Source organism: Bradyrhizobium sp. AUGA SZCCT0176, from assembly GCF_018130145.1.
GTDB lineage: Bacteria > Pseudomonadota > Alphaproteobacteria > Rhizobiales > Xanthobacteraceae > Bradyrhizobium.
On sequence record NZ_JAFCMB010000004.1, the window covers coordinates 431,898 to 457,264 of the forward strand.

Below are 25,367 nucleotides of genomic sequence, written 5' to 3' on the forward strand. Positions count from 1 at the left end.
GCTTGCCCGATGCCGGTGAGATCATACGGAAATCCCGCCGCCCGTGGCATATTCGCCGGGTGATTCGGCCTCCGCCTCGAACTCGACCGATACTTCTTTCATGACATTGCTTTCGACGGCCCAGCACATCGCCCGCGACACGCGAAAAGACCCGCGCTCGCACATGGTCCTGATCGTGGTGGCGGCGACCATCACCGCCGGCGCAATCGGGCTCGTGGCCTATCTCCTGTGGCCGACCTGGGGCAATGGTGCAGCCAACGCGCCGTCGCGATTACCGGTCAGCGTGGGCGGTACCCTCTTTAACGTGCCGACGTCGGCGATCCGCAGGAAAATCCAGCGCCATTCCGGTCCACAGGAACGCGTCGATCTCAACTTCACATTCCCTTCGCTCGAAGCGCCCGAGTTGCCCCGGCACATGAGCGCCGATACGGTCGAAGAAAAGGTGCAGCCGATCGACCGGATCTTCCTGTCGATCTCGGCGCACCACGACACACTGGCGCCCGACGTCCGGGTCCGCACCATCTATCCGCGCTATCTGGAGCAGGCCGCAACGCCGATCGACGACGGACTGGCGATGCGCGCGTTTCGCGACGGCTCGCCCTATGCCAACGAGGATTTGTTCACCGCCGGCGCGCCAGGCCTCAACGCGCGCTGCACGCGCGACGGGGTGACGCCCGGAATGTGCCTGAGCGAGCGCCGCGTCGACGGCGCCGACCTGACATTCAGATTTCCGCGGAGCTGGCTATCGCAATGGCGCGACGTCGCCAATGCGATGAACCGTTTGACAGCGCAATTGCACGGGCCGCAAAAATAGCGGCGCGGACGCGCGTTACGCCTCAGCCCTGATCGACCAGGTCTTCCTCGAGGATCGCCATCTGGAACTGGAAGGAACGATCGTCGTCTTCGTCGTCGACGAACAGGACGCCGATGAACTCCTCACCGATATAGACCTCGGCGGAATCATCCTTTTTCGGGCGCGGCACCACGCGAATTTTCTGGTTGCCGAATACGCGCTTGAGATAGGCGTCGAGCTTCCTGACTTCCTGAACGTCCACGGCGGTCTCCAATCGGATATTATGCGGTTTCCGGGGAGTATTAGGCCGAGACGGCGCAGACCGCCAGCCGTATCTTCACGAGTTTGACAGGTCAGAAAGTCCTTGAAAATCAGATCCCGATCGCGTTGAGCATCTGGTCCATGGTGCGCGATGGCTCGGCGCAGCCGGCTTCGCCAACGATCTTGGCCGGAACACCCGCCACGGTGACGTTATGCGGCACCGGCTTGACCACCACCGAGCCTGCGGCGATGCGCGCGCAGTGACCGATCTCGATATTGCCGAGAATTTTCGCGCCCGCCCCGATCAGCACGCCGTGGCGAATCTTGGGATGGCGATCCTCGTTCTCCTTGCCGGTGCCGCCGAGCGTGACACCGTGCAGGATCGAAACGTCGTCCTCGATGACAGCCGTCTCACCGCAGACGAAACCGGTCGCATGATCGAGGAAGATTCCGCGGCCGATGGTCGCCGCCGGGTTGATGTCGGTCTGGAACACCGCGGACGCCCGGCTCTGCAGATAGTAGGCGAAATCCTTCCGCCCTCGCTTGTACAGCCAGTGCGCCAGCCGATGGGTCTGCAGGGCGTGGAAGCCCTTGAAGTAAAGCAAGGGATCGATGAAGCGCGACGTCGCAGGATCGCGGTCATAGACCGCGACCAGATCGGCGCGGAACGCATTGCCGAGATCGGGTTCGTCGCGCAGCGCCTCGTCATAGGTCTGGCGGATCAGATCACCCGACAGCGCCGAATGATCAAGCCGCTCGGCCAGGCGGTGGATCACCGCATCTTCCAGCCGCTCGTGATGCAGCACGGTCGAGTAGATGAAGGACGCCAGTTCCGGCTCGCGGCGAACGATGTCTTCCGCCTCGTTCCGCACGCGATCCCAGATCGGATCGAGCGCGGTCAGCTTCGAACCCTGCGGACTGACCTGATGCACTGCCATGGGTTTCTCTCGGGTTTCTCTCGGGTTTCTCGGCTTGTTTCGCCCGGCCTTATAGCACGGCGGACGGATGGCTGTCCCGGGGCGGGCGCCGGCAGAGTAACCCCCCGCCGAACGCCCCAGGATCGGTCAGGGTCAGTTCAAGGTGGTTGGCGATTTCAGGAAATCAAGCCGGGTAAGGTCCGACTATTGGTGAATTTCGGCCCCCCGGCCATTCCGGGCAAGCTGGCCGAAATTGGGGGGGGAAACCACATCAACACGCAGATTTTGCGCGCGCGGACCGCCGACTCACGGCTGGTCTGGATCGCCGCCATCGCCATCCCCCTGATGTTGCTCGCCCCTGCCCTGTGGAACGGCTATCCGCTGCTCCAATGGGATACCGGCGGCTATCTGGCACGCTGGTATGAAGGCTACCTCGTGCCAAGCCGCTCCACGGTGTTCGGCCTCTATCTGCATTTCGGCGAAGACTCCGCGTTCTGGATCAATCTCGGAATCCAGGCGCTGGCAACGCTGTGGATCCTGCAGCTGACGCTGCGCGCATTCGAAATCGCCCAACCCTTGCGGCTGCTCGCAATGAGCCTGGTGCTGGCCCTGGCCACCGCGCTGCCGTGGCTCGCGAGTACGCTTCTGACCGACCTCTACGCCGGCCTGTCGGTGCTGTCGCTATTCATCCTGGTCGCGCTGGGCGAGCGGACCTCGACAATCGAAAAATGTTCGCTGTTCGTCCTGACGGCGTTCGCCGCGGCTTCGCACAGCGCCACGCTGGCAGTGCTGCTCGGGCTGTGTTGTGTGGGGTGGATCGTGCGTCCGTTTTCGCGCGGACGGATTGCAGTTTCCGGACTGATGCAGGGCAGCCTCACCCTCGTCGCCGGCGCGGCGATGCTGCTGGCGGCGAATTTCGCACTGTCTGGGAAAGTGGCGTGGACGCCCGGCGGCTACGGCGTCGCCTTCGGACGCATGCTGCAGGACGGCATCGTCGCGCGTTACCTGAAGGAGCATTGCCCGCAGCAAAAGTTGAAGCTCTGTCCCTATCGCGACCAGTTGCCTGCAACGGCCGATCAATTTCTGTGGGGCAACAGCATGTTCAACACGCTTGGCCGCTTCAAGGGCCTGGGCGACGAAATGAGCTTCATCGTGCTGCGTTCGCTGGCCGAATATCCGGCACGGCAGCTCGAGGCGGCGATCGCCGGAACCGCGCGGCAACTGGTCCATGTCGCGACCGGCGAAGGCACCAATGAATGGATCGGCCACACCTACGGAATCATCGAGCGTTATATCCCAACGCAGGTCAAGGCGATGCGCGCGGCGAACCAGCAGCGCTGGCGGCTCGACTTCGCCGCCATCAACCGTCTCCACGTTCCGGTGGCACTTGTCTCGATGCTGCTGGCCGTAATCGTGTTCGCTCGCGGCCTGTGGCGGCGGCCGTTCGATGATCTCACGCTCCTCGCGGGAACCGTTACATTGGCCGTGCTCGGCAACGCCTTCATCTGCGCCGTGATATCAGGCCCGCATGACCGCTATGGCGCGCGCATGGCGTGGGTCGCGACCTTCGTGGTGCTGATCGCAGCGGCGCGGCAATTTTTCGGCGAGGACCCGAGCGAACACTCAGCCTCGCCGTGACAGGAAATCGATGACGCCGGCCTTGTAGACCTTGTCGCCGACCGCGCGCATGTGATCGCGGTTCGGAATATCCAGCACCTCGGCGTCCGGAATGATTTCGCCCAGCGCCTGCGCCGAGCCTGCGATTTCGTCTGACGTGCCGACCGCGATCAGCACGGGCACATGGATAGCGGCGGCTTCATCCCGCGTCATCAGGCGCCGCGAGCCGCGCAGGCAGGCCGCCAGCGCGCGGCGGTCGGAACGGGTCTGGTCGGCAAAAGCGCGAAACGTCCGCCCGACCGGATCGGTGACGTCTTCCAGCGACGGCGCCTCGAGTGCGAGGGCTACGTTTTCGCCGGGGCCACCGCCCGTGATCATCCCGATCCCGATGCCGCCCAGGATGGCCGAGCGCAGCCGCTGCGGCTGGCCCAGCGCCATCACCGCCGTCATCCGCGATCCCAGTGAATAGCCCATCACGTCGGCCCGCTCGATTCCCAAATGATCCAGCAGCGCGATGACGTCGCCGGCCATGATCGCGATCTCGTAACTCGCGGCGTCGTAAAGCTTGCCGGAATCGCCATGCCCGCGATTGTCGAGCGCGATCACGCGGCGCCCAGCTTTCTTCAGTTCGGACACCCAGGTCGGATAGACCCAGTTCACGTTCTTGCTCGAGGCAAAGCCGTGTACGAGAACGATCGGATCGCCCTCGCCTTCGTCGAGATAGGCAATTTCGATATCGCCGTTGTGAAAACTCGGCATCGCTAGTTCCATTTTTTGGGGAGTTCAAAATGCGCGATCGAAAAACGATCGCAAGGTTATAGCGTTTTCAAGCGAAGTGGACACCGGTTCGCGTGAAGAAAACGCGTCAAGACAAAACTAGCCGCAGGTGGCGGCGCCCGCCAGAGCCGGGCCGGGAAGCAACGCCGCAGCCGCCGTTTGCTCACGCTGCCGCCTCGCCTTCTTGCGGCGCAGATACGCCATGGTGGCGCGCTCGGTGATCGCCTTGATCGACGACAAGAAGCCGAACAGCGCCAGCAGTGCACTGAATACCCACAGCGACAGATTGAATGCGCCGGCCGCCAGCAGCAGGGCGCCGCGGCCGAGCAGTTTCAGGATCGCCCGGGTCTGGCCACCCTTGGATTCCGCGAGCCGGGCGGCGCGCGCGATATCCTTCGGGCCCTCGGCGATGCGCAGTGTGTCGAGCGCACCGCGCGTACCGGCCTTCTCTCCGATGCGGCCGACGTCCTTGGCCAGCCGAACCAGCGCACCGGCCTTCTCGGCGCGGAACGCCGCCTTGATCGCGTTGACGGTTGCGCCGGGCCGCAGCACCGAGCCGGAGGCGACGGCCTTCTGCAGCATCGGCCCATCGACGACCTCGCGCGCCGAGCGGCCGGCCCACAGCATCAGCCCCTCGCCCAGGCGCCCGACCTTGCGGGCATCCTTGACCATGGTCAGCCCGGCACGCACCGGTAGCGCGCCACCGACCGACACATAGGTCGCCGCCGTCACCGCCAGGCCCACCGTCGCAAGTCCCAGCACCAGATGATCGGTATCCTCGCCCATCGCCAGATGCTTGCTCTCGCGCACCACGTCGCGGATATCGCCGAACACGAAGAGATCGCCGGCCACCGTGCCCGACAGGCTCGCGACATCCTCGGCGTTGCCGGTGACGAGACCGACCGCGAAACGTTTGGCAAAATGCGAGCTTGAGTTCGCGTCCGTGACGGCGTCGTTCACGCGCGTCGACAGCTCTTCGCTAATGGCGATGTTCTTGTCGCGCGCAAGTTCGGTAAAGCTGCCGGCAAGATCGGCATCGCCTGCCGCCAGCGCGGCCTCGATATTTTCTGCAACCAGCGCCGGGTTGTTCCGCAGGACAGAATTGATCCTCAGATCGGCCAATTCGGACGCTTCGTCCTGCGCTGCCAGGATCGCAAAAGCGTCGCGCGCGTGTGGCCAAAGCGCCGCACCCACGGCGATAGTTGCCGCCATGCCCGCCACCGCCAAACTGAGCCCTGCCCGCTTCATCCTGCAAAACCTGGGTTTTCACTGCCCTCAACATAATGTGCCGCATTTGCGACACAACGTCCCCGACGAAAGAAGGGCTTCTCTGGGACGACAAGATTGTGTCGAATTTGCATGAGCAAATGTGCGGCGGCGACCTTCAAGAATCTGGGCTCTAGGAATCAACGGAACCCGTCAGTATGGTGCGCGGCATTTCGGGCCGCCGCATCGCGTTGGTTGCGTCCGTCCGTCATTGCTATCCAAGGTGAAACAAGATGTCCGATCATGTCGTCCCGCACTTTCACAACGACGCCGGCGTCTCGGTAATCGAGATCGGCTCGCAGGAATTCATGTGCGTGGGCGCCAATCCGCCGTTCGACCATCCGCATGTCTTCCTGGACCTCGGCAACGACAACGAGATCATCTGCCCCTATTGTTCGACGCTGTACCGGTTTGCCGCCGATCTCAAAGCCGGCGAAGCGCGCCCCCCGGAATGCGTGCTGAAAGACAAAGTCGCCTGACAGGTCCGCCGTGGCGGTTACGCGCACCATCGTTGTCGCTGGTGCCGGGATCGGAGGACTGACCGCGGCGCTGGCGCTCGCAAAGCAAGGCTTTCGCGTCGTCGTTCTGGAAAAGGCCGAGCGGCTGGAGGAAGCCGGCGCCGGCCTGCAGCTTTCGCCCAACGCCAGCCGCATCCTGGTTGAACTCGGTCTGCAGCCGCGGCTCGCAGCAAGCGCCGTGACGCCCCAATCCATCAACATCATGAGTGCCCGGGGCGGCGGCGAGATCGCCCGCCTGCCGCTTGGTGAGGCCGCGAATTTTCGCGCCGGCGCACCCTATTGGGTGGTGCATCGCGCCGATCTGCAGGCGGCGCTGCAGGCCCAGGTCGACCACAGTCCCGACATCGAATTGCGGCTTGGCTGCCAGTTCGAGGACGTCACCGCGCACGCCAAGGGACTGACGGTCGTGGGGCGCCGCGGCAATGCGCGGCAACAGGAGCTGGCGGTGGCGCTGATTGGCGCCGACGGCATCTGGTCGGCGGTCCGGCATCATTTGTTCCCGGAGGTCCAGCCGCAATTCTCCGGTCTGATCGCCTGGCGCGGCACGCTCGATGCGACGGCGTTGCCGCGCGAATATACTTCGCCCCGGGTGCAACTCTGGATGGGACCAAGAGCGCATCTCGTCGCCTATCCGATCTCGGGCGGGCGGCGCATCAATGTCGTCGCCATCGTGCCGGGGACGTGGAACAGGCCGGGCTGGAGCGCACCGGGCGAGGCTAACGAAATCAAGGCGGCGTTCTCGCAGCAATGGCCGGCGACCGCGCGAATGCTGATCGGCGCCGTTGATGAATGGCGGCGATGGGCGCTGTTCACGGTGCCCGATATTGGCGGATGGAGTGACGGCGCGATCGCGCTGCTCGGCGATGCCGCGCATGCCATGCTGCCGTTCGCCGCGCAAGGCGCGGGAATGGCGATCGAGGACGCCGCGGTACTGGCGAAAGCCTTGAGCGAATGCGCCGGCGACAACACCGCCGGCATCCCGGCGGCCTTGAAGCGCTACGGACGGCTGCGGCGCGCCCGTGTGTTAAGGGTTCAGCGCGCCGCCCGGCGGTCGGGACAAATCTATCATCTGACCGGACCGTTGGCGCTCGCGCGCGATCTCGCCATCAAGTCGCTCGGTCCAAGGCGAATGCTGGCGCGACAGGACTGGATTTACGACTGGCGGGCGTGAACATCCGACGCGAGCGCGTGGCGCGGGAGGACTTCCGCAGGACGCGTCACCGCGACGATGGACGGGATCCCCTGACGCCTGCAGACGGCGCAGGCGGCGTCGCCGCCGCGCTCGCGGCAGGTTTGGATTCCGGCGGCGACTGCGGCGACTCTTGGCATTTGTTGCGCCGCCAGGCCTCCTCGGCGAATTTCGATTGTCCCTGGGTCGCAATGAGTTCGTTGCGATAGGCGAGCTCCGCCACCACTGACCCGCCGACGCCGGTTTCAGCCTTCGCCATCAGGCCGTTCAGTTCCGCCTTGCGCGCAGCAATCCTGACGCGTTCCGTCTCGAGTTGCTTGCATTCGTAGAGGTCGTATTTGGCGGGATCGGCGAACGCCGTCGACATGTTGTCGCCCACGCTGGCACAGCTGGAGAGCCCTGCCCCGACCGCGAGCAGCGCCAACACGCCTGCGGCACGCGAAATTCGCCGGCGATGGGACGTGGATTCGGACATCGGACCTTCATAAGCCAACAACGTTGAGATTGCCTAAAGCAGGACCAGATGTCCGCATTGAGGCTTTGCGTCCGGCCCCGCGTTCCCTTAAGGAAAGGCGCGGTTTCGGGGGCGGATTATCCCATTTCCCCTTCGCCGGCAAACGCGCTAAGTACCTGATCTTCTGACTAAAGCGGACGTGGCGGAATTGGTAGACGCAAGGGACTTAAAATCCCTCGATGGCAACGTCGTGTGGGTTCGAGTCCCACCGCCCGCACCACGCTTCGCCCTGACGGGCTACGCGTGGCGCAGTCACGCTTAGGCCGTAAGGGCGAAGCGTGTCCGGCGTAGCTTGAGCGCAGCGAAAGCGAAGGCGGACTGGTGAGGCAAAGGGGACGCTTTGCCGAATGACGGCTTGGCAAGCCATGCCGGACCGTCGGGACGAAGCGTGGCGGGGGATTCAACTTTGCAGCAGACTAGTCTTTTCGAAATGCGCCGGCTGGAGATGCTGAGCAACACGATCTTCGGCGTTGCGATGACGCTGCTCGCTTACGACCTGCCGAAGGCCGCCAGTTTCGCGAGCGCACCGGCCTGGATCGACCTCGTTCGCGTCTACGCGCAACCGGTCATCGCGCTGACGATCAGCTTCGTGGTCGCCGGCCTGTTCTGGTTCAGCCATCACCGGCGGCTCGCCGTTGCGCCGGAAGCCAGCCGCGGCGTGGTATTTCTCAATCTGCTGTTTCTGCTGTCGATCATCATCCTGCCGGTGACGAACGGTCTGTATGGCAGTTATCGGCTCGACGGCGTGGTCGCCGTGATCTACGGGATTCATCTCGCCACGATCGCCACGCTGAACGGGCTGCTGTGGGTTATCGCCCTCAGGGGCCGCCGCGACATGCCATTACGGGTGACGGTGTTATTTCCGATCCTGGTGTTCGTGATCGGAACTGCCATCGCCACATTCTCCCCGAAGGTGGCGCAGTTTATCTGGTGCCTGGCCTTTTTCTCGCCGATCGCAGGCTGGCTGACGGGACGACGCGCGAGCTAGCTTGCTTCTTTTCGTTCGCAGCTGCCGTTGTTCTCTTGAATATTCGCTGGGTCGCGCGGCCGCCCGGTGTCGCAATCATCGCGAGGAATATTCACTTGTCTCGCCGCGCCCCGAAAACGCTCTAGTTGGCACCGGTTGCCTTGAGCAATCTGCCCGCCTCGTCCGCAATCGCCCGCTCGACCTTCGCCTGAAACTCTTTCCGATCTAAACCCGGCGGAATCGGCGGCATATAGGACAGCGAAATGTTGCCGCTGTGAATCATCAGCGTCTTCTTGCCCCAGAACAATCCGGAATTATGCGCCGTCGGCAACACCGGAATATCGAGATTGGTGTACAGCGCGGCGATGCCGGCCGCATGGAATGTCATGGGCTCGTCGACCGCCTGGCGCGTGCCTTGCGGAAATATCAGGACCTTGCGGCCTTCGCCGATCGCCGCCCTCGCTTCCGCGATCATCTGCTTGAGCGCCTGCCGGCCGGCTGACCGGTCGACCAGGATCATCGGATAGCGGTGAAGGAACCAGCCGACGACCGGGATATTGAGCAATTCTTTCTTGGCGACGATGCTGGCATCGGGAAAAATCACGCAGAGCGCAACCGTCTCCCACAGCGATTGGTGATTGCAGGCGATGATGCATGGGCCAATTGGAATGTTGTCGCGGCCTTGCTCCCTGTAATCCAGCCCCACCACGTATTTCAGAAGAAGCACGATGCCGTGCGACCACAATTGGGACACCGCGCGAACCTTTGCGCTGCTCGCATCGAAAACCCACAACAGGGGTATCGCCGGCGACAGCACCAGCGTCCACAGCAACACCAACGTATCGAATGCGACCGATCTCAGATAATGCAACGATAATATCCCTTGAGGCTTCCGCGATTGACGGGCCCCAAATACAGTACTTTTCGGCCCTTGCATAATTCCGGGCCGCCCCAAACGACCGCCTGCCCCAAAGAAAATCCGTTTCGCCGTGGACCGGCCGGCATTGTCTATCTAGGATTGCCGCGTGTCCGCCCTGGAACAGATCACCATCTCCCCGCGCCTCACCTTCGACGCCCTCGTCGCGGGCGAGGCAGGCGCGCCGCTGGTGTTGCTGCTGCACGGCTTTGCCGAATCGATGCATTGCTGGCGCGCCCAGGTTACGGCGCTCGGCGATATGGGCTACCGCGCGATTGCGCCAAGCCAGCGCGGTTACTCTCCGGGGGCGCGGCCTAACCCCCGCGAGTTCTCGCACTACCTGATCGACCGCCTGATCGACGACGCGCTGGCCATCGCCGCGGCCTCGGGCTATGGCGAGGCGCGCTTTCATCTGGTCGGCCATGACTGGGGCGGCAGCATCGCCTGGGGATTGGCCGACCGTTGCCACGAGCGGCTGGCCTCGCTCACCATCCTTTCGCGGCCCCATCCGAACGCGTTCAATCGCGCGCTGCACATGGCCGACGGCGAACAGGCTAGTCGCTCGCGACACCACAAGGCGTTCCTCGAACCTGACGCCGCCGATGTGGTGCTCGCCGACGACGCCAAATGGCTGCGCGATCGGCTCATTGCCAACGGCGTTCCCGCCGATGCGATCGAACGGCATCTGGCCGTGCTCGGCAACAAGGACGCGATGGAAGCGGCGCTGGCCTGGTACCGCGCGCGCGGCGCGGTCCGCGGGCCGCTCGGTCCGATCCGTGTACCCACGCTCTACGTCTGGGGCGACGCCGACGACACCGTCGGCCGTGTCGCCGCCGAAGGCACCCGCGATTTCGTCGCCGCGCCCTATCAATTCGAAGTCCTGCCCGGCGTCGGGCATTTCGCGGCCGATCAGGCGCCGGAACGGGTCAGCGAGTTATTGCTGGCGCATATCGCGGCGCACCCGGATTGATCCGGTCCCGCGCCATCAAGCGCTGGCGGCGAATTCCTGATGCCGGCCAGGCGCGGCGTCGAACAATGCCCTGGTATATTCGTGCTGGGGCGCGGCGAAGACCTCCGCCGTGGTGCCCTGTTCGACAATTACCCCGCGCTGCATGACCGCGATCCGGTCACAGACCTGGGCTGCGACCCGCAAATCGTGGGTGATGAACAGCACCGCCAGATTAAACTTTCGACGCACCTCGTCCAGGAGCTTCAGCACCTGATCCTGCACGGAGACGTCGAGCGCCGACACCGGCTCGTCGCCAATCAGCAATTCAGGCTCCATCGCCAGCGCCCGCGCAATGCAGATCCTTTGGCGCTGGCCGCCGGAGAACTGGTGCGGGAAGCGATCGATCGCGGCCGGAGGCAGGTGCACGATCGCCATCAGGTCGCGCGCACGCTGCAGCGCCTCCTTGCGGCTGACGCCAAAATTCATCGGCCCCTCGATGATCGCCTCACCGACCGTGCGGCGCGGATTGAGCGATCGATATGGATCCTGGAAGATGAACTGAACGCGCCGGCGCATCGGACGAAACTTCGCCTCCCGCATTGCCGCGATATCGATGCCGTCGATCTTGATGCCGCCGCCGGAGGTGTCGACCAGCCGCGCGACGCAACGCGCCACTGTCGACTTGCCTGAGCCGGACTCGCCGACAATGCCGAGCGTTTCACCGCGACGGATCGTCAGCGAGACGTCCTTGACCGCGGCCACGACGCGCGCTTTCGGCTGGAACAGCGATCGCTTGCCATAAGTCTTGAAGAGATTCTCGGTCTGCAGGACCACCGGACCGGTCACCGGAGATCGCTTCGGCGGCGTCATGCTCGGCACCGCGCGCAACAGCATCCTGGTATAGTCCTCGCGCGGGGCCCGCAGCACTTCCTCACAGGGACCCTGCTCCACGATCCGGCCCATCTGCATCACCACGACACGATCAGCGATCTCGGAAACGACGCCGAAATCGTGGGTGATGAACAGTACGCCGGTTTTCGTGCGCCCCTGCATTTCCCGTACGAGCTTGAGGATCTGAGCCTGCGTGGTGACGTCGAGCGCCGTGGTCGGCTCGTCGGCAATCAGCAGAGCGGGGTCGAGCACCAGCGCAGCCGCGATCATGATCCGCTGGCGTTGGCCGCCGGACAGCTGGTGCGGATAGGCGTCGATCATCTGTTCGGGATCAGGCAGATGCACCGCGCGCATGATTTCGAGCACACGCGCGCGCTGCTCCTTCTGGTCGAGCCTGGTGTGGATCTCCAGCACTTCACGGATCTGGTCGCCGACCCGCTCGACCGGATTGAGCGCCGTCATCGGCTCCTGGAACACCATGGCCATGCGGGTGCCGCGGATCGCGCGCAGCTCGGAATCGGATTTTGTGAGCAGTTCATCGCCCTGCAGCCGGATCGAGCCGGACTCGACCCGCATCGCAGCTTTCGGCAACAGGCCCATCACGGCCTGCGCCGTCACCGACTTGCCGGAACCGGATTCGCCGACCACGCAGACGATCTCGTCGGTACCGACGGTGAGGTTGATACCCTGCACGGCGTGCGTCCGGTCGCCTCCCCTGATGGAGACGGAAAGATCGGAGACTTCGAGTACGGTATTGCTCACATCACACCCGCTTCGCCATCTTGGGATCGAGCGTATCGCGCAAGCCGTCGCCGAGAGTGTTGACGGCAAGGATCGTGAGCGCAAGGCACACCCCGGGATAGATGATATTGTGCGGATACAGGCTGAAGACCTGACGGCCCTCGGCCATGATGTTGCCCCAGGTCGGCACCTCCGGTGGCACGCCGATGCCGAGGAACGACAGGATGGCCTCGATCAGAATGGCCGACGCGCAAATGAACGTGCCCTGCACGATCATGGGCGCGATCGTGTTGGGCAACACGTGCCGCCACAGCAGTTTCGGGGTAGAGGTGCCGAGCGTCACCGCCGCCTCGACATAGGGCTCCTCGCGCACGCTGAGCACGATGGAGCGCACGAGCCGGACCACGCCCGGAATCTGCGGAACCGTGATGGCGATGATCACCGTCCACACGCTGGAACGGAACAGCGACACCATGGCGATCGCAAGCAGGATGGCCGGAATGGCCATCAACCCGTCCATGATCCGCATGATGACGGCGTCGAGCATGCGGAAGAAGCCGGCGAGCAGACCGATGAACAGGCCACAGGCGACGCTGATCAGCGCCACCGTGATGCCGACAAAGAGCGAGACGCGCGCGCCATAGACCACGCGACTGTAGACATCACGTCCCAAGCTGTCTGTGCCGAACTTGGTGATCATCTTGATGCGTTCGCCGGTGTCCGTCCGCATCGTGATTTCCGTGCCGGGCACCTTGTTGCGCGCAATCGGGCTGATCGCCGTCGGATCGATGGTTCCGAGCCAGGGCGCGAGCAGCCCCATCAGCAATACGATCGTGATGACGGCAGCGCCGAACACCACGCCCGGGTTGCGCAGCAATTTGCGATACGCGGCGGGCTTGACCGGGCTCGCCGGCAGCACGGGTTCGAGGATCGTCGCGTCGGCCATCAGTAGCGAATCCTGGGATCGAGAACGGTGTAGATCATGTCGACCGACAGGTTGATCATGACGTAGACGAATGAGAACAGCAGGATCACGGCCTGAATCGTCGGGTAGTCGCGCGCCAGCACCGCATCCACCGTGAGCCTGCCAAGGCCGGGGATCGTGAACACGCTCTCGGTAACGACGACGCCGCCGATCAGGAGCGCCACGCCAAGTCCGATCACCGTGACGATCGGAACGGCGGCATTGCGCAGCGCATGACGGAACAGCACCTTTCGCTCGGATTGTCCCTTGGCCCGCGCGGTGCGGATATAGTCTTCCGACAGCACTTCCAGCACGCTGGTGCGCGTCATGCGCGCGATCAGCGCGATATAGATCACCGACAAGGTCACCGACGGCAGGATCAGCCGCTGCACCCAGCCGCCGATCCCCTCCGAGATTCGCTGATAGCCCTGCACCGGCAGCCAGTTCAAATAGACCGCGAACAAATAGATCAGGAGGTAGCCGATCACGAACACGGGCACGGAAAAGCCGAGCACCGAAAAGCCCATGACGATGCGGTCGATCCACGAACCGTGCCGGTGCGCGGCCAGCACGCCGAGCGGAACAGCGACAAACACCGCAATCAGAATCGTGAACAAGGCGAGCGACAAAGTCGGCTCGATGCGTTCGGCAATCAGCGAGGCCACGGTCTTCTTGAAGAAGAAGCTTTCGCCGAAATTACCCGTCAGCACTCGACCCGACCAGATCACGAACTGCTCGATCATCGGCCGGTCGAGGCCGAGCTGGCTGCGGATCTGCGCCACCTGTTCGGTGGTGGCATTGTCGCCGGCGATGACGGCCGCCGGGTCGGACGGGGTCAGACGCAGCATCAGGAAGATGAAGACCGCAACCACCAGCATCACGGGGATCGTGCCGAGCAATCGCCGGAAGAAGTAGCCATACATAGGTCGATCCCCGAAACCAAGCGGGCGGCGGTAAGCCGCCCGCTTCCTTCACATCACTTGCACATCACTTGGTGACTTCGATGTTCCAATGCACCGGGACCGGCGCCATCAACAGCCCCTTGACGTTCTTGCGAATGGCAATCGGCTGGACATACTCACCGACCGGGATCATGGCCGTGATCTCGATATTACGCTTCTGCACCGCTTCCGCGATCTGTTTCTGCTTTGCCAGATCGGTTGTTCGAGCGAAATCGTCGCGCAGCTTCTCCATTTCCGGGTCGCAGGGCCATCCGAACGAAGCCTTGTCGCACCCCGAATTCACATAGGCGGCAGAGACCGGGTTCATCACGTCGGCCACGACCCAGGCCGTCAGGAAGGCGTTCCAGCCACCGGCGCTCGGTGGATCCTTCTTGGCGCGCCGCGCAACGAGGGTCTGCCAGTCCATCGACTGCATGTCGACCTTGAAGCCGCCTTTCTCCATCAGTGATTTCGCCACTGGCGCGAGGTTGGTCAGAGCCTTCAGGTCGGTGGAGTGCATCAGCAGGACGGGCGTGCCGTCATAGCCCGCTTCCTTCAAGAGCTCCTGCGACTTCTTGGCGTTCGAGTTGAGAATGGCATCCGTTCCATTGGTCGTCCCGAACTGGGTGTCGCAGACGAACAGCGCCTTGCAAGCCTTGATGTAGTTCTCGTCACCGATGGTCGCCATCAGGAAGTCTTCCTGATTGAAGGCGTACCACAGCGCCTGGCGGATTTTCGGGTTGTCGAACGGCTTGTGCAGGTGGTTGGGGCGGAAGACGTACTGCGCCTTGATCTGCGGTACCTGGACGATCGCGATATTGGCATCCTTCTTCAGGGTACCAAGGAGATCATGGCTGGGTTGCTCGATATAGTCGATCTCACCCTTTTGCAGCGCGTTGACCGCCTGCTGCGCGTCGGAAATGGCGCGCCACTCGACGCGGTCCACCTTGACGACCTTGCCGCCGGCAAGACCCGATGCGGGCTCGGCGCGCGGCTTGTACTTATCGAACTTGACGTAGACGGTCTTGTCGCCCGGCTTCCATTCATCCTTGACGAAGACGAACGGGCCGGAGCCGGTGAAATCCTCGATCTGCTTGTTGGCGTCCGTATCGGCGACGCGCTTGGGCATCATGAACGGCACGTTGGACGAGGGCTTTGACAGGCCGAGCAGCACGAGGCCTGTCGGTTCCTTGAGCTTGATGGTGAAAGTTTTGGCATCGACCGCGTCGATGGAGTCGACGAAGGTCATCATCTTCTGACCGAGCGAGTCCTTGACTGCCCAGCGCTTGATCGAAGCGATGCAGTCTTCCGACGTCACCGGCTTGCCGTCGTGCCACAGCAGTCCGTCGCGCAGCGTGAAGGTGTAACTTTTGCCGTCCGCCGCGGCTTCGTACTTCTCGACCATCTGCGGCTTGATCTCGCCCTTTTCATCCTGCGCGAGAAGCGTGTCGTAAATCATGTAGCCATGGTTGCGGACGATGTAGGCCGTGGTCCAGATCGGATCCAGGATCTTCAGATCCGAGTGCATGACGGCGCGCAAGGTAGTCTGGGCCAACGCTGGCGCCGCCACCGTCATCAGGCTGCCGACGCAAGTCGCAGCCAGAATTGTTTTTCTGAACGCATTCATTCCTTCACCTCCATTGTCGCTCGGCGCCCGAACGCTTTTTCTTGTTCGGGCCCCCTGCCCGGTTTCTGACCGGACTATAGGGTCGATCTTGAGCTTCACAACACCCTTTTGGTCCGACGATACGGATGACGCCGGCGTTCAGGTGGAAGTCGGGATAGCCCTCATCCGCGCCTGGCTTGCGCTGGCCGCTGGACGGCCCTATCCGGCTCCGCCAGCACGCCTTCACAAATATCTACAATCAAGAATGATGCCAGAATTCCCATTCCCCGATCCGCTGCGGCGAAAGTCTGACGGCGGGATATTTTCCCTTTACAAAATCCCTGCCGGTCCCTCTCGTACGGACCGATCGGCACCGAGCCCAAACATTCCGGCCGAACCGGGAGAATCCAGATGAATCCTGCCAACCTTCCCTTTGATTCCGAGACCATGCTGCAGGGGCTGCGGACCTGGGTCGAATGCGAAAGCCCCACCTGGGACGCCGGCGCGGTCGACCGCATGCTTGATCTTGCAGCGCGGGAGATGGCCATCATGGGTGCGACCATCGAACGCATCGCCGGGCGGCAGGGCTTTGCCGGCTGCGTCCGCGCGCGCTTTCCCCACCCGAAGCAGGGCGAACCCGGCATCCTGATCGCGGGTCATCTCGATACCGTCCATCCCGTCGGCACGCTGCAAAAGCTGGCGTGGCGGCGCGAGGGCAACAAATGCTACGGCCCGGGCATATTCGACATGAAGGGAGGCAACTACCTCAGCCTGGAGGCGATCCGGCAACTGGCGCGTACATCGTTCACGACGCCGCTGCCGATCACGGTACTGTTCACGCCGGACGAAGAGGTCGGCACGCCATCGACCCGCGACATCATCGAGGCCGAAGCCGCCCGCAACAAATATGTGCTGGTGCCGGAGCCGGGTCGCGCCAACAACGGCGTGGTCACCGGACGATATGCGATTGCCCGGTTCAATCTCGAAGCGATCGGCAAGCCGAGCCATGCCGGCGCCACGCTCTCATCCGGCCGTTCCGCGATCCGCGAGATGGCACGCCAGATTATCGCCATCGATGCCATGACGACTGAAGATTGCACTTTTTCGGTCGGCATCGTGCATGGTGGCCAGTGGGTGAACTGCGTCGCCACCACCTGCACCGGCGAGGCGCTCAGCATGGCCAAGCGGCAGGCAGATCTCGATCGCGGCGTCGAGCGCATGCTCGCGCTTTCCGGGACCAGCAATGACGTCACGTTCAAAGTCACCCGCGGCGTGACCCGGCCGGTGTGGGAGCCTGACGCCGGCACGATGGCGCTCTACGAACAGGCGCGCAACGTGGCCCGCAGCCTGGGCGTCGAGCTGCCGCACGCCAGCGCCGGCGGCGGCTCCGACGGCAACTTTACTGGCGCGATGGGCATCCCAACCCTCGATGGCCTGGGCGTTCGCGGTGCCGACGCGCATACGCTCAACGAACATATCGAAGTCGACAGTCTCGCCGAGCGCGGCCGCTTGATGGCGGGGTTGCTGGCGACATTGACGTGAGTGCCAGGCATCTCTCCCCATCATTGCCTGCGGCAAACGCAGAGCGTTTGCGCATGGGAGCAACGCTCCCAGGCAATGCCTAACGGCGCAAGCCGCTGCATGGATTGCTTCCGCCTTCGCTCGTTGAGCTACGGCGGACAAGTCGCTTCGCTCGCAATGACGCATGGGGCGGCATGCAAAACGGAATTGCTCCACGGCTTGCGCTTGGCGCAATGACACGCTTAACGTCCCCCAACGAGTGCACCGGTGAGAAAACTTGATGACCCGCATTGCCGTTGGTGCCTTTCTGCACGAGACCAACACGTTCGCGCCGACCAAGGCAACCTATGACGATTTCGTTCATGGTGGCGGCTGGCCGTCGATGGCGCATGGCGCCGACGTGCTCAAGGTGATGCGCAAGATCAATATCGGCCTTGCCGGCTTTGTCGAAGCCGCCGAGGCCAATGGCTGGGAGCTGGTGCCGACGATCTCGGCGGCCGCTGTTCCATCAGCCCATGTCACCAAGGATGCCTTCGAACGCATCATGAAGGAAATGGTCGACGGCATCGCAGCGGCCGGACCGATCGATGCCGTCTATCTCGACCTGCACGGCGCCATGGTCACTGAACATTACGACGACGGTGAAGGCGAAACGCTTGCCCGGGTGCGCAAGGTGATCGGCAAGGACCTGCCGCTGGTCGTCAGCCTCGACCTCCATGCCAACGTCTCGCCCGAGATGATGGAACATGCGGACGCGCTCATCGCCTACCGCACCTACCCGCACGTCGACATGGCCGACACCGGCCGGGCCTGCGCAAAGCATCTGGCGCTGATGCTCAAGACGAAGGCGCGCTACGCAAAAGCCTTCCGGCAATTGCCGTTCCTGATTCCGATCAGCTGGCAATGCACCAACGACCAGCCGACCAAGGGCATTTATGAAAAACTGGCGGCGATGGAGAGCGCTTCAGTTCCGACGCTGTCATTCGCGCCCGGATTTCCGGCCGCCGATTTCAGGGATTGTGGTCCCAGCGTATTCGCCTACGGCGCGACGCAGGCCGATGCGGATGCAGCCGCCGACAAACTGGTAGCGCTGATCGAGAGCCATGAGGACGATTTCGACGGCCGCATCTATTCGCCCGACGATGGCGTGCGGCACGCCATCGAGCTGGCGAAGAACGCCAGCAAGCCGATCGTCATCGCCGACACCCAGGACAATCCCGGCGCCGGCGGCGATTCCGACACGACAGGCATGCTGCGTGCGCTGGTCCGCAACAAGGCGACGCGAGCGGCGACCGGCGTGATCTATGATCCGGAGTCAGCCAGGGCCGCGCATGCCGCTGGTATCGGCGCCACCGTGACGCTGTCGCTCGGCGGCAAGTCCGGCATCCCGGGCGACGCGCCGTATCAGGAAACGTTCGTCGTCGAAAAACTGTCGGACGGCAAGTTCGTGGCGTCCGGCCCCTATTATGGCGGCCGCGACATGGACATGGGACCGTCGGCGTGCCTGCGCATCGGCGATGTCCGTGTAGTCGTAAGTTCCTACAAGGCGCAGCTCGCCGACCAGGCGATGTACCGCTATGTCGGGATTGAGCCGACCGAACAGGCGATCCTGGTCAACAAGAGTTCGGTGCACTTCCGCGCCGACTTTGAGCCGATCGCCGAAAAACTCCTGATCTGCGCCGCGCCCGGCGCGATGCCGGCCGACACCGCGACCCTGCCCTGGACGCGGCTGCGTCCGGGTATCCGCATCAAACCGAACGGCCCTGCTTTTGCGACTCCAGCCAAATCTCGTTCAACCGTAACCGGATAAACAGACATGCCCACTATCGAACGCATCGACGGCTATGCCGAAGAACTCACCGCTATCAGGCGCGATCTTCATGCGCATCCCGAGATCGGCTTCGAGGAGGTCCGCACCTCAGGCATCGTCGCCGACAAGCTGACGCAATGGGGCATCGAGGTGCATCGCGGCCTTGGCGGCACCGGCGTCGTCGGCGTGCTCAAGGGCAAGGGCAACAGCGGCATGAAGATCGGCCTGCGCGCCGACATGGACGCGCTGCCGATGGAAGAGAACACCAACCTGCGCTGGCGCTCGACCATTCCCGGCCGCTTCCACGGCTGCGGCCATGACGGCCACACCACCATGCTGCTCGGCACCGCGCGCTATCTCGCCGAGACCAAAAACTTCGACGGCACCGTGCATTTCATCTTCCAGCCCGCCGAAGAAGGTCTCGGCGGCGCTCGCGCCATGATCAAGGACGGCCTGTTCCAGAAATTTCCCTGCGACGAGGTCTACGGCCTGCACAACGCGCCTGACCTGAACCACGGCGAGATCGCGATCCTGCCGGGCCCGGCGATGGCGGGCGCCGATTTCTTCGACATCACGATCGACGGCTACGGCGCCCATGGCGCGATGCCGGAACGCTCCAAGGATGCCGTGATCATCGCGACCACGCTGGCGCAGGCGCTGCAGACCGTCGTCAGCCGCAACGTCCCTCCGCATCACCCTGCGGTGCTGTCGATCACGCAGATCCATGCCGGCTCGGCCTACAACGTCATTCCCGGCCAGGCCAAGCTGTGCGGCACCGTCCGCGCTTTCGATGACGGCGTGCGCGCACTGATCCGCGAGCGCATGCGCGCGATCTGCGCCGGCATCGCTGCGGCGTTCCAGTGCGAGATCACCGCCGATATCCGCGACACCTTCAGCGTGCTGGTGAACCAGGAAGAGCAGTCGCGGATCGTCGAGGCGGTGGCGCGTACGGTGGTCGATCCGGACAAGGTGATCACCCGCACCGAGCCGAAAATGGGCAGCGAGGATTTCGCCGACATGATGCAGGCGGTGCCCGGCGCCTATTTCTGGGTCGGCCATGAAGGCTCGGTGCCGGTGCACAATCCCGGATACGTCCTCGACGACAAGATACTGCCGATCGGCGCCAGCATGTTCGCGCGCATCATCGAGACCCGTATGCCAGTAGGTTAGGTGCCCATGCATAAAACCAAAAAAGAAGAAGAGGTCACGTCGCTGCACGATCTCAGCGCCGTCGACCTTCTCGCCGGCTATCGCGCCAAGCAGTTCTCGCCGTCGGAAGTGCTGGAGGAAGTCCTGGCGCATGTGGCGGCGTGGGAACCGCACATCAAGGCGCTCTATCTGCTCGATCCCGAAGGCGCGCGCGCCGTCGCCAAAGCCTCGACCGAACGCTGGCAGAAGGGCGAGCCGGTCGGCACGCTCGACGGCGTGCCGGTGACGATCAAGGACAATATCGCGACCAAGGACCAGCCGGTGCCGCTCGGCGCTGCCAGCGTCAAGCTGGTGCCCTCACCGAAGGACGCGCCGCCGGCCGCACGGCTGCGCGAAGCCGGCTCCATCATCTTCTCCAAAACGACGATGCCGGATTACGGCATGCTGTCGTCGGGCCTTTCGAGCTTCCATGCCCTCACCCGCAATCCCTGGGACCTCAGCAAGAACCCCGGCGGATCCTCTTCCGGCGCCGGCGCCACCGGCGCGGCCGGTTACGGTCCGCTGCATCTCGGAACGGATATCGGCGGCTCTGTGCGGCTGCCGGCCTGCTGGTGCGGTCTGGTCGGGCTGAAGCCCAGCCTCGGGCGCGTTCCGATGGAGCCGTTCTATGTCGGCCGCGTCGCGGGGCCGATGACCCGCACCGTCGACGATGCGGCGCTGATGATGAGCGTGCTGTCGCGGCCGGACCGGCGCGACGGCATGAGCCTGCCCGCGCATGAGATCAACTGGAAGGGGCTCGACAAATCGCCGCGCAAAGTGCGGATCGGGTTGATGCTCGATGCCGGCACCGGCCAGCCGCTGGAGAAGGAAGTGCGCGAGGTCGCAGTCAAGGCCGCCAAGGCGTTCGAATCCGCCGGCGCGGTCGTTACCGAAATCGACGGCATATTGACGCGTGAGATGCTCGACGGGATCGACAATTTCTTTCGCGCGCGAAGCTGGGACGATATTTCCAGGCTGACGCCGGAGGAGCGCGCCAAGACGTTGCCTTACATCCTTCAATGGGCAGAGGCCGGCGCGAAGCTCTCAGGCCTTGATGTCATCAGGGGCTTCAACGCCACCATGGCGATCCGCACCGCCGCGGCAAAACTGTTCTGCGATCTCGATTACGTAGTTTCTCCGGTGTCGCCGGTGGTGAACTTCCCGGCCGAGTTCGCCTCCCCGGTCAACGATCCCACGAAACCGTTCGAGCACATCGCCTATACCGTGCCGTGGAATATGTCGGAGAACCCGGCCGTCTCGATCAATGGCGGCTACGACAAGAAGGGCTTTCCGATCGGCGTGCAGATCGTCGGCCGGCGGTTCGACGATCTCGGCGTGCTCGGCATGGCCAAGGCGTTCGAAGGCCTGCGCGGCCCGCAAAAGCCGTGGCCGGCCCCGCCGAAGAAGTAGTTTTCTCCGTCATTCCGGGGCGTTGCGCAGCAACGAGCCCGGAATCTCGAGATTCCGGGTTCGCCGCTTTGCGACGCCCCGGAATGACGGGTACAAATCACCAAACAAAGATACAGCAGAGGAAACCCCATGGCGTACGAGACCATCAAGTACGAGGTCGCCGAGCAGATTCTCACCATCACCTTGAACCGGCCCGACAAGCTCAACGCCTTCAACGGCACCATGCAGCAGGAATTGATCGACGCGTTCGACGCGGCCGACAAGGACGACAATGTCAGGGCCATCATCGTCACCGGCGCCGGCCGCGGCTTTTGCGCCGGCGCCGACCTCTCCTCCGGCGCCAACACCTTCGATCGCGACGCGCGGCGCGGGCCGGTGAAACGGCTGGCCGACGGCACTGTCGACTACAGCGATCCGCAGGTGCGCGACGGCGGCGGACAGGTGACGCTGCGCATCTTCAAATGCTTAAAACCCGTGATCGCGGCGGTGAACGGCCCGGCGGTCGGCATCGGCGTCACCATGCAGCTCGCGATGGACATCCGCATTGCGAGCGAAGCCGCGCGCTTCGGTTTTGTGTTCTCCCAGCGCGGCATCGTGCCCGAGGCCGCCTCGAGCTGGTTCCTGCCGCGCCTTGTCGGCATCGCCCAGGCACTGGAGTGGTGCTACACCGGCCGCGTCTTCCCGGCGCAGGAAGCCCTCGCCGGCCGCCTCGTCAGCAAGGTGGTGCCGCCGGATGATTTGCTGCCGACCGCCCGCGCGCTCGCCAAGGAAATCGCCGCCAAGACCGCGCCGGTCTCGGTGGCGCTGATCCGCCAGATGATGTGGCGCATGATGGGCGCCGACGATCCGATGGAAGCGCACAAGGTCGACAGCCGCGGCATCTACGCCCGCGGCCGCTCTGATGACGTCAGGGAAGGCGTGGTGTCGTTTTTGGAAAAGCGCCCGGCGCAATTCAAGAACAAGGTTTCATCAGATATGCCCGACTACTACCCGTGGTGGGACGAGCGGGAGTATAAGTGACGGCGAAGCCGTCATTCCGGGGCGCGAAGCGAACCTCAGGTGCGCAATCGCGCACCGGGGGATCTCGAGATTCCGGGTTCGATGCTCTGCATCGCCCCGGAATGACGGACGATGGAAATGCCCGAAAATAATGACGGCGTCATCCTGCTGCACGGCATCAGCAGAACGGCCCTGTCATTCCGGAAAATGCAGACCGCGCTCGAGGCCGCCGGCTTCGTCACGCTGAACATCGACTATCCCAGCCGCCATCACGCGCTCGAAGCGCTGGCTGAGCACATCCACCCCGCCGTCACACACTTGGCTGCTGGGATCGCAGGCCAGCTTCATTTCGTCGGCCATTCGATGGGCGGCCTGCTCGCCCGCGTCTACCTTTCCAGATACCGGCCGGAGCGCCTGGGCCGCGTCGTGATGCTCGGCACGCCCAATGGCGGCAGCGAGATCGCCGATCGCCTGAAGAACGTGTCGCTCTACCGCGCCTGGTTCGGACCGGCCGGTGAGCAACTCGTGACCCGGCGCGATGCCGCAACCGGCGCATTGTTTCCGCCGGTCGATTTTCCCGTCGGCATCATCGCGGGAAACCGGTCAGTCGATCCGACCGCTGCGCTGTTCCTGCAAAAGCCGCATGACGGCCGGGTGTCGGTGGAGAACACCAAACTCGACGGGATGGCCGACCACATCGTGATAGGCACGGCGCATCCCTGGCTGCCGGGGAATGGTGTGGCGATTGCGCAGACGATTGCGTTTCTGACGGATGGCAGGTTTGGCAGACAAGAGAGCGGATGAGAAGGAGCCAACTCTCCTCACGTCGTCCCGGCCTTGAGCCGGGACCCATAGCCACCGGCTTTAGTTTTGCGAAGAGCGTCTGCCACTTTGCTTCCTCGCTACATCACGCGGTATGGGTCCCGGCTCAAGGCCGGGACGACAAGGTCACCCCATCGTCAGCGCCACGCGGCCGATGGCCTTGCGGTCGATCAACAGCCGCATCGCGCGGGCGTAGTCTTCCAGCGGCAGGCGGTGCGAGATGTTGGGGCGGATTTTTCCGGCTTCCGCCCACTCCGTCAGCACTTTGATCCTGACCTCGCCGAGCGCGGGATTTTTCCGCACCGCTTCGCCGGCGCGCACGCCGAGCGCGCTGGCGCCCTTGATCATCAGGAGATTGGTTTTGGCGAGCCCGATGCCGCCGGTGAATCCGATGATCAAGAGGCGCGCGCCCCAGTTGATGCAGCGCATCGAGTTCTCGAACACCTCGCCGCCGACGGGGTCAAACACGACATCCGCGCCGCGCCCGTCGGTGATGCGCTTGACCGCGTCGCGAAACGGTTCCTGGTCATAGCGCACGAGATGATCGGCGCCCCTCGCCTTGGCGATCGCAAGTTTCTCGTCGCTTGATGCGGTCGCGATCACGGTGGCGCCAATCATCTTACCGATCTCGACAGCGGCAAGCCCGACCCCGCCACCGGCGCCATGCACGAGCAGCACTTCACCCGGCTGAACCTGCCCGCGATCGATCAGCGCATGATAGGCCGTACCGTGGCCGGCCAGGAACGTTGCGCCCTCCGGATAGTCGAAGGTCGATGGCAGCGGCACGAGTTGCGACGGCGTGGCCACGGCCTCGTCGCAATAGGCGCCGTGGCGCATCTTGACGATCACCTTGTCACCGACCTTGACACCCATTGCGTCGTTCACCTCGACGACATCGCCAGCGGCTTCAACGCCGGGCGTGAACGGCAATGGCGGTTTGAGCTGATATTGACCCGCCGCCATCAATATGTCCGGAAAATTGATCCCGGCGGCGCGGATCGCAACACGCACCTGCCCTGGCGCCAACGGTGCACTTTCAAAGGTTTCCAAGCGCAGGCTCTCGGGCGGACCCAGCTCGCGGCAGACGACGGCTTTCGGCATCAGGCAGCCTTCTCTTGCAGCCGCAGCACGGCTTCGCGGATCAGCGGCATGCGGTCGTTGCCAAAGTACATGTCGGTCTTGCCGACGAAGATGGTCGGCGATCCAAAGCCGCCCCGCGCCATCACCTCATCGGTGTTGGCCTTGAGCTGGTCCTTGATCGCCTGCTCGCCAATGCCGGCAAAGAACTTGACGTGATCGACGCCAACGCTCTTGCAGACTTCCGTCAATACCGAGTCCTGCGAAATGTCCTTGTCGCCGCCCCAATAGGTCTCGAACACGGCGCGCGCGAACGGCACCATGTGCCTTTCAGATTCTTTGCCCAGCCAGATGCAGCCGCGCATCGCCTTGACGCTGTTCACCGGAAACACCGTCGGCGGCATCTTGATCGCAAGCCCCGCGGAGCGCGCCCAGTCGGCAATATCCTTTTTCATGTAACGCGCCTTCAGCGGCACCGGCGTTTCGCGCTGGGCGTAAACACTGGGATTGACCGTGTTGAAGATGCCGCCGACCAGGATCGGCCGCCACGAAATTTCGACGCCGAGCTCTTTTGCAAGCGGCTGGATGTTGTGGAAGGCGAGATAGGTCCAGGGACTGGAACAGTCGAAGAAGAATTCGATCATGGCGTTTCCTTTTTGTGTTTCTAGGCCGTCATACAAGCGAAGCGAAGCAATCCATCGCACGGCATAACG

At 63.6% G+C, this 25,367-nt stretch carries 24 protein-coding genes and 1 tRNA gene; 13 read left to right on the forward strand and 12 right to left on the reverse strand.

What is annotated here, in order from left to right:
* The first annotated feature begins 100 nt into the window (after positions 1-100).
* A complete protein-coding gene (locus tag JQ600_RS13245; RefSeq protein ID WP_212386855.1) occupies positions 101-814 on the forward strand; it encodes a hypothetical protein in 714 nt (237 codons plus the stop codon).
* Between the two features lie 22 nt (positions 815-836).
* Here JQ600_RS13245 and JQ600_RS13250 read toward each other — a convergent pair whose 3' ends face one another.
* Entirely contained in the window at positions 837-1,055 is a 219-nt protein-coding gene (locus tag JQ600_RS13250) for a DUF3126 family protein (RefSeq protein WP_192734033.1), read from the reverse strand.
* A 109-nt stretch (positions 1,056-1,164) separates the two neighbouring features.
* Positions 1,165-1,992, reverse strand: a complete 828-nt coding sequence (gene cysE, locus JQ600_RS13255) for a serine O-acetyltransferase (protein WP_212265851.1) — start codon at positions 1,990-1,992, stop codon at positions 1,165-1,167.
* A 189-nt stretch (positions 1,993-2,181) separates the two neighbouring features.
* On the opposite strand from cysE, the gene JQ600_RS13260 reads away from it, so the two are divergent.
* Positions 2,182-3,609, forward strand: a complete 1,428-nt coding sequence (locus tag JQ600_RS13260) for a hypothetical protein (protein ID WP_409410656.1) — start codon at positions 2,182-2,184, stop codon at positions 3,607-3,609.
* Here the strand turns inward: JQ600_RS13260 and JQ600_RS13265 are convergent.
* Positions 3,595-4,347, reverse strand: a complete 753-nt coding sequence (locus JQ600_RS13265) for an alpha/beta fold hydrolase (RefSeq protein ID WP_212386857.1) — start codon at positions 4,345-4,347, stop codon at positions 3,595-3,597. The two genes, JQ600_RS13260 and JQ600_RS13265, sit on opposite strands and share 15 nt — an antisense overlap.
* Positions 4,348-4,464: 117 nt before the next feature.
* Entirely contained in the window at positions 4,465-5,613 is a 1,149-nt protein-coding gene (locus JQ600_RS13270) for a hypothetical protein (protein ID WP_212386859.1), read from the reverse strand.
* Positions 5,614-5,864: 251 nt separating this feature from the next.
* On the opposite strand from JQ600_RS13270, the gene JQ600_RS13275 reads away from it, so the two are divergent.
* Both JQ600_RS13275 and JQ600_RS13280 read left to right on the forward strand, forming a co-directional pair.
* A complete protein-coding gene (locus JQ600_RS13275; RefSeq protein ID WP_192734038.1) occupies positions 5,865-6,110 on the forward strand; it encodes a zinc-finger domain-containing protein in 246 nt (81 codons plus the stop codon).
* Between the two features lie 10 nt (positions 6,111-6,120).
* A complete protein-coding gene (locus JQ600_RS13280) occupies positions 6,121-7,320 on the forward strand; it encodes an FAD-dependent monooxygenase (RefSeq protein ID WP_212265854.1) in 1,200 nt (399 codons plus the stop codon).
* Positions 7,321-7,366: 46 nt separating this feature from the next.
* Here JQ600_RS13280 and JQ600_RS13285 read toward each other — a convergent pair whose 3' ends face one another.
* Complete coding sequence (locus tag JQ600_RS13285; protein WP_212386861.1) at positions 7,367-7,813, reverse strand: twin-arginine translocation pathway signal; 447 nt, start codon at positions 7,811-7,813, stop codon at positions 7,367-7,369.
* A 172-nt stretch (positions 7,814-7,985) separates the two neighbouring features.
* Here JQ600_RS13285 and JQ600_RS13290 point away from each other — a divergent pair.
* Both JQ600_RS13290 and JQ600_RS13295 read left to right on the forward strand, forming a co-directional pair.
* A tRNA-Leu gene (locus JQ600_RS13290) sits at positions 7,986-8,072 on the forward strand.
* A 210-nt stretch (positions 8,073-8,282) separates the two neighbouring features.
* The gene (locus JQ600_RS13295) at positions 8,283-8,840 is read left to right on the forward strand and encodes a TMEM175 family protein (protein WP_212265961.1); all 558 of its coding nucleotides are present in this window, start codon (positions 8,283-8,285) and stop codon (positions 8,838-8,840) included.
* Positions 8,841-8,961: 121 nt separating this feature from the next.
* On the opposite strand, the gene JQ600_RS13300 is transcribed toward JQ600_RS13295, so the two are convergent.
* Positions 8,962-9,690 carry a 1-acyl-sn-glycerol-3-phosphate acyltransferase gene (locus tag JQ600_RS13300; RefSeq protein ID WP_212386874.1) on the reverse strand — a complete coding sequence of 243 codons (729 nt, stop codon included), beginning with the start codon at positions 9,688-9,690 and terminating at the stop codon, positions 8,962-8,964.
* A gap of 154 nt (positions 9,691-9,844) precedes the next feature.
* On the opposite strand from JQ600_RS13300, the gene JQ600_RS13305 reads away from it, so the two are divergent.
* Positions 9,845-10,705 (forward strand): alpha/beta fold hydrolase, encoded by an 861-nt coding sequence (locus JQ600_RS13305; RefSeq protein ID WP_212386876.1) that lies wholly within the window; start codon positions 9,845-9,847, stop codon positions 10,703-10,705.
* Positions 10,706-10,720: 15 nt separating this feature from the next.
* Here JQ600_RS13305 and JQ600_RS13310 read toward each other — a convergent pair whose 3' ends face one another.
* From JQ600_RS13310 to JQ600_RS13325, 4 genes are all read right to left on the reverse strand, one after another.
* Positions 10,721-12,337: an ABC transporter ATP-binding protein gene (locus tag JQ600_RS13310; RefSeq protein WP_212386878.1), complete on the reverse strand. Its 1,617-nt coding sequence runs from the start codon at positions 12,335-12,337 to the stop codon at positions 10,721-10,723.
* A gap of 1 nt (position 12,338) precedes the next feature.
* Positions 12,339-13,262, reverse strand: coding sequence for an ABC transporter permease (locus JQ600_RS13315; RefSeq protein WP_212265859.1), 924 nt, complete (start codon positions 13,260-13,262; stop codon positions 12,339-12,341).
* Positions 13,262-14,203, reverse strand: a complete 942-nt coding sequence (locus JQ600_RS13320; RefSeq protein WP_212265860.1) for an ABC transporter permease — start codon at positions 14,201-14,203, stop codon at positions 13,262-13,264. Before JQ600_RS13320 ends, JQ600_RS13315 begins: the two co-directional genes overlap by 1 nt.
* 64 nt (positions 14,204-14,267) lie before the next feature.
* The gene (locus JQ600_RS13325; RefSeq protein WP_212265861.1) at positions 14,268-15,848 is read right to left on the reverse strand and encodes an ABC transporter substrate-binding protein; all 1,581 of its coding nucleotides are present in this window, start codon (positions 15,846-15,848) and stop codon (positions 14,268-14,270) included.
* A gap of 390 nt (positions 15,849-16,238) precedes the next feature.
* On the opposite strand from JQ600_RS13325, the gene JQ600_RS13330 reads away from it, so the two are divergent.
* The 6 genes from JQ600_RS13330 (at position 16,239) to JQ600_RS13355 (ending at position 23,559) form a co-directional block, all read left to right on the forward strand.
* Positions 16,239-17,369 carry a M20/M25/M40 family metallo-hydrolase gene (locus JQ600_RS13330; RefSeq protein WP_212386880.1) on the forward strand — a complete coding sequence of 377 codons (1,131 nt, stop codon included), beginning with the start codon at positions 16,239-16,241 and terminating at the stop codon, positions 17,367-17,369.
* 259 nt (positions 17,370-17,628) lie between these two features.
* Positions 17,629-19,158, forward strand: a complete 1,530-nt coding sequence (locus JQ600_RS13335) for a M81 family metallopeptidase (RefSeq protein WP_212386883.1) — start codon at positions 17,629-17,631, stop codon at positions 19,156-19,158.
* Between the two features lie 6 nt (positions 19,159-19,164).
* Entirely contained in the window at positions 19,165-20,328 is a 1,164-nt protein-coding gene (locus JQ600_RS13340; protein ID WP_212265864.1) for a M20 aminoacylase family protein, read from the forward strand.
* A 6-nt stretch (positions 20,329-20,334) separates the two neighbouring features.
* On the forward strand, positions 20,335-21,756 hold the full coding sequence (locus JQ600_RS13345) for an amidase (RefSeq protein ID WP_212386885.1): 1,422 nt from the start codon (positions 20,335-20,337) through the stop codon (positions 21,754-21,756).
* A 129-nt stretch (positions 21,757-21,885) separates the two neighbouring features.
* Positions 21,886-22,776 carry a crotonase/enoyl-CoA hydratase family protein gene (locus tag JQ600_RS13350; protein WP_192734048.1) on the forward strand — a complete coding sequence of 297 codons (891 nt, stop codon included), beginning with the start codon at positions 21,886-21,888 and terminating at the stop codon, positions 22,774-22,776.
* A gap of 111 nt (positions 22,777-22,887) precedes the next feature.
* On the forward strand, positions 22,888-23,559 hold the full coding sequence (locus JQ600_RS13355) for a triacylglycerol lipase (RefSeq protein WP_212489943.1): 672 nt from the start codon (positions 22,888-22,890) through the stop codon (positions 23,557-23,559).
* Positions 23,560-23,703: 144 nt separating this feature from the next.
* On the opposite strand, the gene JQ600_RS13360 is transcribed toward JQ600_RS13355, so the two are convergent.
* Entirely contained in the window at positions 23,704-24,678 is a 975-nt protein-coding gene (locus JQ600_RS13360; RefSeq protein ID WP_212386890.1) for an NADPH:quinone oxidoreductase family protein, read from the reverse strand.
* Positions 24,678-25,298 carry a 2-hydroxychromene-2-carboxylate isomerase gene (locus JQ600_RS13365; protein WP_212489944.1) on the reverse strand — a complete coding sequence of 207 codons (621 nt, stop codon included), beginning with the start codon at positions 25,296-25,298 and terminating at the stop codon, positions 24,678-24,680. The genes JQ600_RS13360 and JQ600_RS13365 overlap by 1 nt, the downstream gene beginning before the upstream one ends.
* Positions 25,299-25,367: the final 69 nt, after the last annotated feature.